This is a genomic window from Pseudomonas umsongensis (assembly GCF_002236105.1).
Classification (GTDB): Bacteria; Pseudomonadota; Gammaproteobacteria; order Pseudomonadales; family Pseudomonadaceae; genus Aquipseudomonas; species Aquipseudomonas umsongensis.
In genome coordinates this window covers 1292350-1308033 of the sequence record NZ_NIWU01000002.1, presented here as the reverse complement: position 1 = coordinate 1308033, position 15684 = coordinate 1292350, and the positions used below count along the sequence as shown (strand labels likewise).

The 15684-nt window shown below is 61.4% G+C and carries 7 protein-coding genes; 4 read left to right on the top strand and 3 right to left on the bottom strand.

Annotated features, from left to right (window positions below; all coding sequences use genetic code 11):
- Positions 1-16: 16 nt before the first annotated feature.
- Both PSUM_RS16350 and PSUM_RS16345 read right to left on the bottom strand, forming a co-directional pair.
- Positions 17-598, bottom strand: a complete 582-nt coding sequence (locus PSUM_RS16350; protein ID WP_083348571.1) for a hypothetical protein — start codon at positions 596-598, stop codon at positions 17-19.
- Between the two features lie 76 nt (positions 599-674).
- Positions 675-1415 carry a Mut7-C RNAse domain-containing protein gene (locus PSUM_RS16345; RefSeq protein WP_020798134.1) on the bottom strand — a complete coding sequence of 247 codons (741 nt, stop codon included), beginning with the start codon at positions 1413-1415 and terminating at the stop codon, positions 675-677.
- Between the two features lie 641 nt (positions 1416-2056).
- On the opposite strand from PSUM_RS16345, the gene PSUM_RS16340 reads away from it, so the two are divergent.
- Positions 2057-2989 (top strand): universal stress protein, encoded by a 933-nt coding sequence (locus tag PSUM_RS16340; protein WP_020798135.1) that lies wholly within the window; start codon positions 2057-2059, stop codon positions 2987-2989.
- Positions 2990-3013: 24 nt separating this feature from the next.
- On the opposite strand, the gene gabP is transcribed toward PSUM_RS16340, so the two are convergent.
- Complete coding sequence (gene gabP, locus PSUM_RS16335; protein ID WP_083348570.1) at positions 3014-4414, bottom strand: GABA permease; 1401 nt, start codon at positions 4412-4414, stop codon at positions 3014-3016.
- 394 nt (positions 4415-4808) lie between these two features.
- On the opposite strand from gabP, the gene PSUM_RS16330 reads away from it, so the two are divergent.
- The 3 genes from PSUM_RS16330 to ampC all read left to right on the top strand — a co-directional run bounded on the left by PSUM_RS16330 (position 4809) and on the right by ampC (position 15495).
- A complete protein-coding gene (locus PSUM_RS16330) occupies positions 4809-13481 on the top strand; it encodes a glycoside hydrolase family 94 protein (RefSeq protein ID WP_083348569.1) in 8673 nt (2890 codons plus the stop codon).
- 113 nt (positions 13482-13594) lie between these two features.
- Positions 13595-14332, top strand: a complete 738-nt coding sequence (locus PSUM_RS16325; protein WP_083348568.1) for a Crp/Fnr family transcriptional regulator — start codon at positions 13595-13597, stop codon at positions 14330-14332.
- A 38-nt stretch (positions 14333-14370) separates the two neighbouring features.
- On the top strand, positions 14371-15495 hold the full coding sequence (gene ampC / locus PSUM_RS16320) for a class C beta-lactamase (RefSeq protein ID WP_169840438.1): 1125 nt from the start codon (positions 14371-14373) through the stop codon (positions 15493-15495).
- Positions 15496-15684: the final 189 nt, after the last annotated feature.

The window sequence follows — 15684 nt, the reverse complement described above, 5'->3', positions numbered from 1 at the left end:
AGCGGGGCTGTGCAGGCTACGTCAGCTCAAAGCGCTCTAACGCGTAATCCTTGCCGGCCAGGGTCAGTTCAAAAATGGTGGAGCCGAACGTCCCCCTTGTGACTTTTTGCTTCACAAGACGTTTGGCCTGGAGTTGCTTCAGACCGGTTTCGACTTCCAGCGTGCTGAGGGAGACAAGCTTGCAAATCGAGTCCAGATTTGCAACTTTCCTGAAGTTTGCATGATAGGCCAGCGCTTCCATCAACAGCGTCTGGTTTTCCGTGAGCCGTGGAAACTGAGGGTTGTTCTTTTTGTAAATTTTTCGCTCTATCTCGTGTAACTCGCCGTCCGTTCCTTCGGTGATGCGGGCGTAGAAAATCGCGACAGACAGCGTACCGATTAAAATCGCGATAATCATCAGCAGCGACCAATTCGGCATTGGCGTTTCCAGTAAAAGCCAATCCCAAAAAAACAGCAGCCAGCCCGTGGTAACTGTCAGCAACGTCAGGTCGAAGTAAGTGTCGAGCAGCGTCATGGCAACCCCGGCGACCAGGAAAATTCCCGCCGGGTAGGCCATGGCCTTGAACATGAACGGAGAATGCTTGCCTTGTGCTGCCATGCTACTCGTCTCGAGTATGGAAACAGATGTAATCAGCATAGCAGCGCAAAAGTGCTCGTCTGTCTTGCAAGTTCAGTTATCGATCCAGCAAAGGTGCCAGCAGTGCACACATGCCCCGCCAGTGCGAACCCTCCCAGTAAATCCGTTGGCAGCCGTCGCAGCGCAGGAAGTGCGAATAGAGCGCGCCAACCCGTGGCGGCACCTGCAAGCGGGCCAGTTCCGCGCTGATCTCGTGCAGCGGCAGGTTGCAATGAAGGCACAGGCTGAACGGTCGAGCGCTACGCGCCAGGTCCAGGCGTTCGTAGATTTCACGCAGCTGCAACGACGGCTTCAAAGCGTGCACGTAACAGCCGTGGCTGATGATGCGCCGCTTGAGCAGCTCGCGGTCGCGGGTCAGCACGATGCGCCCTTGCGTTGCTGCGATCTCGGCGATCTCGCCATCCTCGAAGCCATTGTCGTAGAGCGTGTCGAAACCGCTCATGCGCAACAGGCTGGCCAGCCCACCCAGGTGCGCATCAGCGACGAAGCGCAACACCCGTAAAGGCTGCGCACGCACCTTCAGCAGCGGGCTGATGTCCAGCGCTTCGAACTTGGGATACACCGCCAGCCGGTCACCATCGATGATCACCCGATCCAGGCCCACCGACTCACCGTTGAGCAGCACCAACTCGACCTCCGTGTGCGGTATCCCGAGCGCCTCGATCATGTGCTTGACCGTCGCCCCTCGCGCGCACTCGCAGGTGAATGACTGCCGCCGCCGCTCGGCCGGCAGGAAATCGTTGAGCTCCTCGTAGAAGCGGAAGGTTGCGCTGGTCATGCTCAACAGTATGGCAGGACTGCAGGGTGAGCGAGTCCAGTGCGAACATTTGCAATACGGCGCGTTTTCATCAGATCGAATAGGGTTTGCCCGGAGGATCTTTAGGTGAAAATCAACTAACTCAAGCGACGGGCTAACTGAACTTTAAACAATATATCCCGCATACTTAGCAATCGAGTTGAGCGGGCAAGAAAACGCAATAAGGCAACTCGATTTACTTCACCAAGTTTGGAGGTATTCCTCTGCGCGTTACATTGGTGCGGACGGAAAGGCGCAGGCAGGCATGGCATTGAACGTGGCAGATGCTCACGCGCTTCATTGCCGGCAACGCAACCACCAGGAACTAACGCAGGTCATTCAACACGCAGTGTATCGGCCGCGTTACAACTTAATATAGATGCCATGGAAGAACAGCGCCAGTGATATGGAGTCAACTTACGCAGTTGCATGAGCGATCAGCAGCCGTTCCAGTAAGTAATGCCAGCGCGATCTAGCGTCAACAATCTGGCTGGCAGGATTCGCAATTAGCTGTCGCGTGCATGAAGTCGGTAAGTGAGCTTCCGGTTGACGGGCGGGTAAGGCCAAGAACGCCCTTGCCGCCGCCCCAATAAAAAACTGTACTCACGCACAGGAAGACTCTCATGCACACCATTCGCAACACCTTGGTGGTGGTGGATTGGCAGCAGTCCAGCGACCTGATCCTGAACCGGGCCAAAATGATTGCCAGCGCTACCCAGTCGCACCTGCACCTGCTGGCTTGCGACAAAGGCAATCAACATTCCTCCTACATGAACGACATGCAAGGCGCCCTGGTAAAGGAGGGTTACAGTGTAAGTACCCAGCAGGCCTGGCAAGGGAGTCCGTACAAGACCATCATCGCCGCCCAGCAAGCGCAAGGCTGCGGCCTGGTGATCAAGCAGCACCTGCCCGACAACCCGCTGATAAAGGCCCTGCTTACCCCCGAGGACTGGAAGCTGCTGCGATACTGCCCCAGCCCGGTGCTTATCGTAAAAACCACAAGGCCCTGGACCGGTGGCGCCATTCTCGCGGCCATCGATGCTGGCAGCAGTGACATGGAACATCGCGTCCTGCATTCCGGCATCGTCAGCCACGGCTATGACATCGCCACACTGGCCGGGGGCACGCTGCACATGTTGAGTGCCCACCCCTACCCCATGCTGTCGGCGGCCGACTCCGTATTCCAGCTCAAGGAAAGTATTCAGGCGCTCTATCGCGAACTGTGCAAGACATTCCAGGCCGAATTCGACGTCAGCGACGAACGCCTGCATATCGAGGAAGGTCCTGCCGAGGTTCTGATCCCGTACATCGCGCACAAGCTCGAAGCGGTGCTCACAGTGATCGGTAGTGTGGCCCGCACCGGACTGTCTGGCGCATTGATCGGCAACACCGCCGAGATGATCCTGGACACCCTGGACAGCGACGTACTGGTGCTCAAACCGGACGACATCATTACCCACCTGGAGGAACTGGCCGCCCCATCACACGGTACATCGGCAGACACTACGACATCCTCCTGGCCGTATCACCACCATAACCATCGGCCACATACTTAAGAGCCCGACAAGCAGTCTAGCCAGCTATCCCACCGACGTCGCCCTTGCAGCCCGCGCCGGTTCACGGGATGTCACCAGGCCGATGAAGGAAATCGCCAACGCCAGGCCGATGGTCGCGCTCACTTCGGTGCGGTGCTCGGGCGTGATCATCATCACCGCCAGCGCCGCACAGATGAACAGGATGACCAACCAGGTCAGCCATGGGAACAACCACATGCGAAAGGCCAGTTCGACCTTCTGCCGACGCAACATGCGTCGCATGCGCAGTTGTGACACGGCAATGGCCAGGTACACCAGCAAGGCGATGGCGCCGGAACTGGCGAGCAGAAACTCGAACAGGCCGGCGGGCATGAAGTAGCTCCAGACAGTGATCGCGGCGCCCAGCACCGTGCTGGCGATGACGGCGGCACGCGGCACGCCTTCGGAGGAGGTCGCCTTGAGCGCCTTCGGTGCGTCACCACGACGGCCCAGCGAGTACAGCATGCGCGAGGCAATGTAGATCGAGGAGTTCATGCAACTGGCCACGGCGATCAGTACCACCACGTCCACCATGAACTTGGCGTGGGGAATGTTCATCAGCTCAAGCGCGCGCTGGTAGGAACCCACGGAAGCCAACAGCGGATCATTCCAGGGCACCACGGAGATCACCACGAAAATCGACAACAGGTAGAACACCCCGATCCGCCAGATCACCGAGCGAGTGGCCTTGGCAATGTTTTGCGCGGGGTTATTCGATTCGGCAGCGGCGATGGTGACCGCCTCCGTACCGATGAAGCTGAACATGATGGTGATGAAAGCGCCGACCACCGCGGACAAGCCGTTGGGGGCAAAGCCGCCGTGCTGGGCCATCAGGCCGCTCAAGCCGCTGACCTGGCGATCGGGAACCCAGCCCATCAGCACGGCAAAACCCACACCGATGAAACCGATGATCGCCACGACCTTGGCCATGGCGAACCAGAATTCGAACTCCCCGTACTTGGACACACTGAACAGATTGGTCACCACCAGGGCGATGATCGAACCCAGGGCGAACAGCCAGGCATCGACCTGGGGAAACCACTGGTGCAGCACATGGCCGGCCGCTAGGGCTTCGATGGGAATCACCAGGACCCAGAACCACCAATAAAGCCAACCGATGGTAAACCCGGCCCAGCGCCCGATGGCCTGGTCGGCATAGGTAGAGAACGATCCGGTATCGGGATTGGCCACCGCCATTTCCCCGAGCATGCGCATGACCAGCACGACCAGCAGGCCGGAGAACAGATAGGCCAGCAAGACGGCCGGGCCAGCGGCGGCAATGGCATGCCCCGACCCGACGAACAGGCCGGCACCAATGATGCCGGCGATGGAAAGCATGGTGACGTGACGAGGCTTGAAGCCCTGCGCCAATTGGCCGTTCGAATCCTTGAAACTGGGGCTTGTCATTGTGGGCACCGCGGCAAAAGATGCGCCACCTTACCCGGCTTTTCCGCCAAATCAATTACCTGATCACGCCACCTCCGTACCTGATCTCGACACGGGACCCGTGTTCGGTCGCAAACAGAACTGATCAGTCATCAACGGCTGGTCCCTTGTCTTCGGCCACAGTCATCGCCGTCGCAGATACCTGGCCTGCCGATTTTCTCTTGCGCCGACCCTACCGCTGCCTGCCTCCAACACTGCCTATGTTCGCTACCGAACAGACTTCGCGCCGCTGAACACCCCACACTCATCACTGGAATGCTGCGCCCGGCGGCGCAACGCCCGCACACCTGGCCTGGCGTAGAACCGCCTTCATTCCATATGCGATCTGCGCTGCGCGGGTCGTACGAAGGATTTCATGCAAAATATCCTGACTCGCACGCTGTCCAGCCTGTGGCGCTCACCGACCATCTGGCTCAGGTGGAGTGCCGCGCGACACAAGTTCGAGTACGAGCCCATCCTGCGTTCCGACCTGTTCAATGCGCAGCAGATGGCAGATCACGGTATCGTACTGGCCCGCCAACATGTGCTTGGGCGTCTTTCAAGAAAGGACGCCTTGCTGGGCCGCCTGACTGACAACCAGCTGCTGCTCGAACGCAGCTGCGCGGCGCTCAAGACCGTACAACTTTCCAGCCGACGCGCCACCCCTGCGGCGGAATGGCTGCTGGACAACTTCTACCTGATCGAAGAAAACATCCGTACCGCCAGGACCCACCTGCCCGACGGCTATAGCCGCGAGCTGCCCCGCCTGGCCGAAGGCCCTTCGACCGGCCTGCCGCGGGTCTACGACATCGCCCTGGAGACCATTGCTCATGGCGATGGCCGGGTCGACGCGCAAAGCCTCAATTGTTTCATCGCCTCTTATCAGACCATCACGCCGTTGGCCCTGGGCGAGCTCTGGGCAATCCCGATCATGCTACGACTGGCGCTGATCGAGAACTTGCGGCGCGTGGCATCCCGGGTAATGGCCAACCGGGAAGACCGCAACCTCGCCGATGACTGGGCCGATCGGTTGATCGAGATTGCCGAGCGCGACGCCAAGAGCGTGGTGTTGACCGTTGCCGACATGGCGCGCTCGGCACCGCCGATGACCCCCTCATTCGTTGCGGAACTGGCCCGCCGCCTGCAAGGGCAAAGCGCCGCGCTGATATTGCCCATGGCATGGATTGAACAAACGCTGAGCGAGTCCGGCTTCACCGTCGAACGCCTGGTGCAGATGGATGCCCAGCAGCAATCCGGTGACCAGGTGTCCATCAGCAACAGCATCGCCAGCCTGCGCTTGCTGGCAGCGACCGATTGGCGCGAGTTCGTCGAGCTGCTCAGTCATGTCGAACAGGTATTGTGCACGGACCCGGCAGGCGTCTACGCGAACATGGACTTCGCCACCCGCGATCGTTACCGCCATGTGGTCGAACGCCTCGCCCGGCATTGCGTGCAGTCAGAAACCATGGTGGCAGAAGCGGCCATCGAACTGGCCGCGACCCCACAGTCCACGGGCCACGTGACCGGGCATGTGGGTTATTACCTGGTGGCTGAAGGGTTGCCCCACCTTGAGCAGGCGCTGCACGCCAGCGTGTCGCTGCTCGAGCGCTGGAAGCGGCTGTTGCAGAGCGCCCCGCTGAAGTTCTACCTGGGCCCTGCACTGCTGCTGACACTGTTGCTGGCCTGGCCATTTCTCAGCAGCGCTTACTACAGCGGCACGCCCATCTGGTGCCTGGTGCTGCTCGCCGTGCCCGCGCTGTTGATGACCAGCCGTCTGGCGATCGGGTTGGTCAACTGGCTGGTGACCCTCACGGTAGCCCCGTCGCTACTGCCGCGCCTGGACTACAGCAAGGGCATACCGGTCGAGGCGCGAACGCTGGTCGTAGTGCCGACGCTGTTTGCCAACGCTGGCGACATCGAGGCCCTCGCGGAAGGCCTCGAAGTGCGGTTTCTGGCCAATCGCGATGCCAATCTGCATTTCGCCCTGCTCAGTGACTTAATGGACGCCCCTGCCCAAGTGATGCCCGAGGACGCCGAGCTGCTTGAACTGGCGCGTCAACTGATCGATGCGCTGAACCACAAGTATGCCGATGGCCAGGACGACCGGTTCTTCCTGCTGCACCGGCCCAGGCAGTGGTGCGCCACCGAGCGGGTATGGATGGGGCATGAACGCAAGCGCGGCAAGCTCGCCGAGCTCAACGCCTTGCTGCGGGGCAAAGGGCAGGAGCGTTTTGCGTTGATCGTCGGGGATATCGCTCCGCTGAGTGCGGTGCGCTTCGTCATCACCCTGGACACCGATACCTTGCTGCCCCGGGATGTCGCGCGTCAGTGCATCGGTACCATGATGCACCCGTTGAACCATCCGGTTTTCGATGAACAAAGCGGCAAGATCGTCAGTGGCTACGCCATCCTCCAACCCCGCGTGGGAATCAGCCTGCCGAGCACGGCACGTTCCACCTATGCCCGCCTGTTTGGCAGCGATGCGGGTATCGACCCCTATACCCGCGCCGTCTCTGATGTTTATCAAGACCTGTTCCGCAACGGTTCCTTCATCGGCAAGGGCATCTATGCCGTCGACGCCTTCGAACAGGCGCTCGAAGGCTGCCTGCCCGACAACCGCATCCTCAGCCATGACTTGATCGAAGGCTGCTACGCCCGCTGCGGGCTGCTCAGCGATGTACAGCTGTATGAGGAGTACCCGTCGCGCTACAGCGCCGATGCCAAACGTCGCCATCGCTGGATTCGCGGAGACTGGCAAGTGCTGTACTGGGCCTTGCCGTGGGCACCCAAACCCCAGGGAGGCTTCGCGCCCAACCGCCTGAGCAACCTTGCCCGCTGGAAGATCTTTGACAACCTGCGCCGCAGCCTGGAACCAGGCGCTTTCCTGACCATGCTGGCCTGGGGCTGGTTGGAAACCAACGAAGCCGCCTCCTGGACATTGGCGGTGGTCATCCTGGTCTTTCTCCAACCCTTGCTGCAATCGGTACTGGCGCTGGTACAGAAACCTGCCGATATTCCATTGGGACAACACCTGAGTGCGGCATTGCGGACCTCGGGCCAGCATTTCATGCGTGCGCTGCTGTCGATTGTCTGGTTGCCCTCCGATGCATTGTTGAGCCTGGATGCGATTGGCCGCTCACTGTGGCGCATGCTGGTCAGCAAACGCCGCCTGCTGCAATGGCAACCTTCTCGTGAAGTGGAGCGCTCCAGTGGCAATACTCTGCCGGGCATGTATAAAAGCATGTGGATTGCCCCGGCGCTGGCGCTGATCCTGTTCGCTGCCCTGCTCCCCTCCGTCGCCGTACTCGCACTGGCGGCACCCCTGCTGCTGGTGTGGTTGGCGAGCCCGGCAATTGCCTGGTGGATCAGCCTGCCGACTACACCGGTCGGCTTTAATCCGTCAGCACAGGACCTGCGATTCCTGCGCATGCTGTCACGCCAGACCTGGGCGTTCTTCGATCGCTATGTAGGCCCCGAGGACAACTGGTTACCGCCGGACAACGTCCAGGAGATCCCCAAGCCGACCATTGCCCATCGAACCTCACCGACCAACATGGGCATGGCCTTGCTCTCTCACCTGGCGGCCCACGATTTCGGCTATTTGAGTACCGGGCTCTTGCTTGAACGCATCACTGCCATGCTTGAAAGCATGACCGGTCTTGAGCGTCACCATGGGCATTTCTACAACTGGTACGACACCCAGACACTGCAGCCGCTGGCGCCTCGGTATGTGTCTACCGTAGACAGCGGCAACCTGGTGGGCCTGTTGCTGACCCTGCGACCGGGGCTGCTGGGGTTGGCCGACACGCCTCTGTTCGATCAGCGCACCCTTGGCGGTCTGGCCGACACCCTGGATGTGCTGCAACAGGCGCTACAAGACGCGAACCTCGACGACCGCACCGTGCTTGAACTGCGCGCGAAGGTGGACTCGGCGATTGTCCAGGACACCCCGGACAGCTTCCTGCAAGTACTCGATCAGGCGGATGCCTTGGCCATCGACACTGCGCCCCCCTCTGCTGAAGAAGTCCACTACTGGCTCCAGGCATTACAGGCACAGTGCACTGAGCTGCGGGCAGAACGACTGCGCTTCACGCTGCCGCCGGCACCTGCCCAGGCCAAGGCAGCGAAACCGACACCGACGACATCAACCAGCAGCCTGCGGCAACTGGCCGAGCTCGATTGCACGCTGTGGCCGCCCGCTGATCAGGCGCAAGTGCAGGTGGTACAACGCCTGGCTCGCGCACGCATCATCCACCTTGAACAACTGGCCGAGTTGTCCGCGTCACTGGCCAGCATGGACTTTACGTTCCTCTACGATGCACAACGCGACCTCTTCTCGATAGGCTACAACGCCGACGAACGCCGGCTGGACAACGGCTACTACGACTTGCTCGCGTCAGAGGTGCGCCTGACCAATTTCGTGGTCATCGCCCAGGGCCAGTTGCCGCAACAGGCCTGGTTCACCCTTGGGCGCTTGCTCAGTAACAATCGAGGCGTGCCGGTACTGCTTTCCTGGTCCGGCTCGATGTTCGAGTACCTCATGCCTAACTTGATCATGCCCAGCTATGAAGGGACGCTGCTGGAGCAGACTTGCCGCGCGGCCGTCGCCTTGCAGATCGAACATGGCCACCAGTTGGGCATCCCCTGGGGCGTGTCCGAGTCGGGTTACAACACCCTCGATGCTCACTTCAATTATCAGTATCGGGCGTTCGGTGTTCCAGGCCTTGGCCTCAAGCGCGGGCTGGCCGAGGACACCGTGATTGCGCCGTACGCCAGCGCCCTGGCGCTGATGGTCGAGCCGCAAGCGGCCTGTCGCAACCTGCAACGCCTGGCGGCCCAGGGGTCGGCCGGCCGCTATGGCCTGTACGAGGCGGTGGACTACACCGAGGCACGTTTGCCACGCGGCCAGCGTTATGCGGTCGTGCGCTCGTTCATGGCGCACCATCAAGGCATGAGCCTGCTGGCCCTCACCAGCCTGTTGCTGGACCGGCCCATGCAGCGACGTTTCGAATCGATCCCGGCCTTCCAGGCGACCGTCCTGCTGCTGCAGGAGCGCGTACCGAAAACCGCCGCGCCGTACCTGCATGCGACCCAGGCGCCTGCCAACGGGGAAAACGGCACGCAGGAAACCCGGCTGCGCGTGTTCGCCGATCCCGGGCGCAAGCGCCCCGCCGTCCAGCTACTCTCCAACGGCCGTTACCACGTCATGCTCAGCAGTGCCGGCGGCGGCTACAGCCGCTGCAACGACATCGCCGTGACCCGCTGGCATGAAGATGCGACCCGCGATAACTGGGGCATGTTCTGCTACCTGCGCGATGTCAGCAGCGGCGCATTCTGGTCTTCGGCCCACCAGCCGACCCTGCACCAGCCAGAAAGCCACGAGGCGATTTTCAGCGATGCCCGGGCGGAGTTTCGTGTGCGCGAGCTCGACTTCGATACGCACACCGAGATCGTCGTGTCTCCCGAAGACGATATCGAACTGCGCAGACTGCACATCACCAACCGCGGCCGCGTACGGCGCAGCGTGGAGATCACCACCTACGCCGAGGTGGTGCTGGCGCCGGCCATCAGTGATGCCATGCACCCTGCCTTCAGCAACCTGTTCGTGCAGACCGAACTGGTGCCGGCGCTGCAGGCCATCGTGTGTACTCGCAGGCGGCGTTCCAGTGAGGAAGCCGTGCCTTGGATGTGCCACCTGCTGGCCGCCCATGGCGTGGACATCGACGCGATTTCCTACGAGACCGATCGAGCCCGGTTCATTGGTCGCGGACGCAACGTTGCCGCACCGGCGGCGCTCGATGGCAATGTCAAGACGTTGTCCGGCAGCGCAGGCTCGGTGCTTGACCCGATCGTGGCCATCCGCTGCCGTATCACCCTGGAACCCGGGCAAACAGCGACCATCGACCTGGTGACCGGCATCGCGGACAGCCGTGAGGGCTGTCTGTACCTGATCAATAAATACCGCGACCGGCACCTCGCCGATCGTGTTTTCGACCTGGCATGGACCCACAGCCAGGTGTTGCTGCGCCAACTCAATGTATCGCAGGAAGACGCCCGCCTGTTTGAACAGATGGCCGCGTCAATCCTTTACGCCAATGCCGCGTTGCGCGCGGAAAACAGCGTATTGATGGCCAATCGACGTAATCAGTCGAGCCTCTGGGGACAGGCGATCTCCGGGGACCTGCCCATCGTCCTGCTGCAGATCGCCACCGTCGAGAACATCGAGCTCGTCCACCAGTTGGTCAAGGCCCATGCCTACTGGCGGCAAAAGGGGCTGATAGTGGATCTGGTGATCTGGAACGAAGACCAGGCCGGCTATCGCCAGCAACTCCAGGACCTGATCATGGGCGTGGTGACATCCGGCAGCGAAGCCTCGCTGATCGACCATCCGGGGGGCATTTTCGTGCGTCCGGCCCAGCAGTTGTCCAATGAGGATCGCACGCTGATCCTGTCGGTGGCGCGCCTGGTGCTGAGTGAAGACAAAGGCGGCATTGCCGAACAGATTCAGCGGCGTCATGCCAGCCCGGTATACCCGGCGCTGGTCCCTCTCCTCAAGCGCCAGGCAAAGGCGGCCGCTGCCTTGCCCGTTGTCGAAGGTTTGCTCCTGGGCAATGCCTATGGCGGCTTCAGTGCCGATGGCAACGAGTACGTCATGACCTTGCAGCCTGGCAGGCCGACGCCAGCGCCATGGGCCAACGTGCTGGCCAACCCGCACTTCGGCACGGTCATTTCCGAAAGTGGTGGCGCTTACACCTGGATGGAAAACGCTCACGAATTTCGCCTGAGCCCCTGGCACAACGACCCGCTCACCGACGCCAGCGGCGAGGCGATCTATGTGCGTGATGAAGAAACCGGGCATTTCTGGTCCGTGACGCCACAGCCTTGTCCCGGCACTGGCGCGTACCGCACTCGACATGGCTTCGGCTACAGCGTCTTCGAGCACGATGAAGACGGTATCCACACCGAGTTGTGGGTGTATGTGGCGCTGGACGCATCGATCAAGTTCTCGCACTTGCAGGTTCGCAATCGCTCGGGCCGCGCCCGACGCCTGTCGACGACGTGTTATGTCGAGTGGGTGCTGGGCGACTTGCGCAGCAAATCGGCGATGCATGTGGTGACGGAAGCCGACCCCACAAGCGGCGCCTTATTCGCCAGGAACGCCTATTCGATCGAGTTTTGCGAACGGGTGGCGTTCCTTGATACCGACTCGACCGACACCACCCTCAGCGGCGATCGCACCGAGTTCATCGGCCGCAACGGCAGCCTCAAGGCCCCTGCCGGACTGCAGCAGGCACGCTTGTCGGGCCGTACCGGTGGCGGCTTCGACCCTTGCGCGGCGATTCAGGTTGCCGTGGACCTGGACAACGGTGACGACCAGGACGTGGTGTTCCGGCTCGGTGCAGCCAGGGACACGGCGTCAGCCTTGCGCCAGGTTCAACAGTACCGCGGCCTGGGAGCGGCAACCGCGCAACTCGAGGCGGTTCGCGAGCATTGGCGTTCGCAGCTGGGCGTGATCCAGGTCCAGACCCCCGACCCGAGCATCAACGTCATGGTCAATGGCTGGCTGATGTACCAGGTGATCGCCTGCCGCTTCCAGGCCCGCAGTGGCTACTATCAGTCCGGCGGGGCCATCGGCTTTCGCGATCAACTGCAAGACAGCATGGCGATGATCCATGCCGATCCCGCCAGCGTGCGCGGCCATTTGTTGCTGTGTGCAGCCCATCAATATGCCGAAGGCGACGTGCAACACTGGTGGCACCCGCCGCTCGATCGGGGCGTGCGCAGCGGCTGTTCGGACGACTATCTGTGGCTGGCGCTGGCGACCAGCCACTATGTCAGCGTCACTGCCGACCTCAGCGTGCTGGCTGAACCGGTGGGTTACCTTGAAGGCCGCCCGCTCAATGCCGGGGAGGAGTCCTATTACGACCTGCCGGGCAAGTCGCACCTCGAAGAAAGCCTTTACCAGCATTGTGTACGCGCCATCGAACACAGCCTGCAGCGCGGCAGCCACGGCCTGCCCTTGATCGGCACGGGCGACTGGAACGACGGGATGAACCGGGTCGGCCATCTGGGCCGTGGGGAAAGCGTGTGGCTGGGCTTCTTCGGCTTCGAGGTGCTGCAACAGTTCGCCATCACGGCGCAACTGCACGGCGACCCTGTTTTCGCACAGCGTTGCACCCAGCAGGCTGCCTTGCTGCAGGCCAGCCTGGAAGAGCATGCCTGGGACGGTTCATGGTACCGGCGCGCCTGGTTTGACGACGGCCAGGTTCTGGGCTCGGCCAACAATGACGAATGCCGCATCGACTCGATCTCGCAAAGCTGGTCGGTACTCTCGGGGGCAGCCTCGCAAACGCGGCGCCGCACGGCCATGGCATCACTGGAGCAGCACTTGGTACGCCCCGACACAGGCGCGGTACTGCTGCTCGATCCGCCCTTCGACGCAGGCGTGCTGGAGCCCGGCTATATCAAGGGCTATGTGCCGGGCGTACGGGAAAATGGTGGCCAGTACACCCACGCCGCAGTCTGGGCCGGCATGGCTTTCGCCGAACTTGGCGACAACACCAGGGCCTGGCGATTGCTCGACATGATCAACCCCGCGGGCCATGAAATCGCCAAGCGGATCGATACCTACAAGGTCGAGCCCTACGTCATGGCGGCCGACGTCTACGGCACCCCGCCACATGCGGGCCGCGGGGGCTGGACCTGGTATACCGGTTCCGCCGGCTGGACGTACCGCTTCATCGTCGAGTCATTGCTCGGTTTGCAGCGGGTCGGGACTTCATTGCATATCGAGCCGTTGCTGGCGCCGGGCTGGGCGGGCTACACGCTGCACTACCGCCATGGGGTGACGACTTACCATATTGAAGTGCGACCCGGCACGACCACCACGCTTGCGATCATGCTGGACGGCGAGCTGCTGGGCCAGGACGCGCTGCAATTGTCAGATGACGGCAGGGACCATCAGGTGCTGGTGACCTGCCCGGTCAAAGCGCATCAGCCGCCATTGCCAGGGTACGACAGAACCGTCGAAACCGATCTGGAGCGCTGAGGTGCCGCGCGCTTGACTCACCCGGGTTCAGGCATCAACGCCTGGGCCCTGATGGCGCGCGCTTTGGAGTAACCTGTCCCCCTCAGGGAATTCTCCCTCGAAGGGTGGCTGATATGTTTGTCGTACCCAAGCCACAACAGAACTACCTCCTGGCAGCCCTTCCGGCGCCAGCGCTGGAACGCCTGCTCCCCCACCTGGAGCCTGTCGAACTGTCACTGGGCGAAGTGCTCTATGAGTCCGGTGGCGCCCTTCAGCATGTCTACTTCCCCACTGATGCCATCGTGTCGCTGTTGTACGTGATGGAGAACGGCGCCTCCGCCGAGATTTCGGTGGTCGGCAACGAAGGCCTGATCGGCGTTGCCGTGTTCATGGGCGGCGAAAGCACACCCAGTCGAGCCGTTGTGCAAAGTGCCGGGCAAGCTTTCCGGCTACCCGGCCAGCAACTCAAGGACGAGTTCAACCGCCATGAAGAAATGCTGCTGCTGATGCTGCGCTACACCCAGGCACTGATCACGCAGATGGCCCAGACGGCGGTGTGCAATCGTCACCACGCCATCGACCAGCAGCTGTGTCGCTGGTTGCTGCTGTCGCTCGACCGCCTGCCGGGCAATGAACTGACCATGACCCAGGAACTGATCGCCAACATGCTTGGCGTACGCCGCGAAGGCGTGACCGACGCCGCCGGCAAGCTACAGCGCCTGGGCGTCATCGAATATACTCGGGGACACATCAAGGTCCTGGACAGGGCTCGTCTGGAGGAGCTGAGTTGCGAATGTTACGCCGTGGTCAAGAGAGAAACCGAACGCTTGCTGCCCTACTTTCCGATACGGCGCGACAAACGAAAGGAGTGAAACCTGTGACGGACACCCTCAATCCAGGCAGATTGAAGATGTTAGCGGTTTGTGCCGCGATGCTGGCGGCAGGCCAGTCGCTCGCGCAGGATCACCTAGAATCGATCGTCAGCGACGCCGTGCGCCCCGTCATGCACGCCCAGGGCATTGCCGGCATGGCCGTCGCCGTCACCGTCAACGGCAAACAGCAATATTTCAACTATGGCATAGCGTCAAAAGAGACCGGCAAGCCGGTGACGCAAGACACCCTGTTCGAGATTGGCTCGGTCAGCAAAACCTACACCGCCACCCTCATCGCCTACGCCCAGGCCACCGGCAAACTGGCCTTGACCGATAAGGCCAGCAAGGTGCTGCCGGCTTTGCGCGGCAGCGCGTTCGACCACATCAGTGTGTTGCAGCTAGCCACCTACACCGCCGGCGGGTTGCCCCTGCAATTTCCTGCCGAGGCGGATTCGGCCGATAAGATGCTCGGCTACTACCAGCAATGGAAACCGGTATATCCCGTCGGCAGCCAACGGCTGTATTCGAATCCCAGCATCGGGTTGTCCGGCTACCTCGCCGCCCAGGCCCTGGGTCAGCCCTTCGATGACGCCATGGAAAACACCCTGCTGCCCCAACTCGGGCTGAAACACACCTGGACCAAGGTGCCGCAGGATCAAATGGCGCTGTATGCCCAGGGCTACGACAAGGCGGACAAAACCGTGCGGGTCGGGCCGGGAGCGCTGGATGCCGAAGCCTACGGGGTGAAAACCAGCGCTGCGGATTTGATTGGTTTTGTTCAGGCCAACCTCAAACCGGCAAGCCTGGACAAACCCTTGCAACAGGCCATCGCCTTGACCCATACCGGTTACTACAGCGTCGGTGATATGACCCAGGGACTGGGGTGGGAGATGTACCGTTACCCGATCACACTGGATCGACTGCTGGCGGGTAACTCGACGCCAATGGCCATGCAGGCGCATCAAGTGCAGTGGCTGAATCCGCCGCAAGCGCCGTCAGGGAATGTGTTACTCAACAAAACCGGGTCGACGGGTGGGTTTGGGGCTTATGTAGCGTATGTGCCCTCGAAGGACATGGGAGTTGTGATTCTGGCCAACAAGAATTATCCGAATGCAGAGCGGGTGAAGATTGCTCATCAGATTCTGAGCGCTTTGGCCCTGTAGGAGCGAGCATGTCGAATCGTCGCACCGTCGCGATGGTCGTGAACGATAACGCGTAAAACCAGATGCTCCGCGTCGCCCTCGAGTTTTTCGCGAGCATGCTCGCTCCTACAGAGGATTAGCGCTATTGCGGGGGGGCGATGTTGTCCAGCGCCTGATTTACCAGTCACTCCCACCCACTGGAAAACCTGT

Coding starts and splice junctions, on each gene's coding strand:
- PSUM_RS16350 (WP_083348571.1), bottom strand. CDS start 598: ATGGCAGCACAAGGCAAGCATTCTCCGTTCATGTTCAAGGCCATGGCC.
- PSUM_RS16345 (WP_020798134.1), bottom strand. CDS start 1,415: ATGACCAGCGCAACCTTCCGCTTCTACGAGGAGCTCAACGATTTCCTG.
- PSUM_RS16340 (WP_020798135.1), top strand. CDS start 2,057: ATGCACACCATTCGCAACACCTTGGTGGTGGTGGATTGGCAGCAGTCC.
- gabP (WP_083348570.1), bottom strand. CDS start 4,414: ATGACAAGCCCCAGTTTCAAGGATTCGAACGGCCAATTGGCGCAGGGC.
- PSUM_RS16330 (WP_083348569.1), top strand. CDS start 4,809: ATGCAAAATATCCTGACTCGCACGCTGTCCAGCCTGTGGCGCTCACCG.
- PSUM_RS16325 (WP_083348568.1), top strand. CDS start 13,595: ATGTTTGTCGTACCCAAGCCACAACAGAACTACCTCCTGGCAGCCCTT.
- ampC (WP_169840438.1), top strand. CDS start 14,371: ATGTTAGCGGTTTGTGCCGCGATGCTGGCGGCAGGCCAGTCGCTCGCG.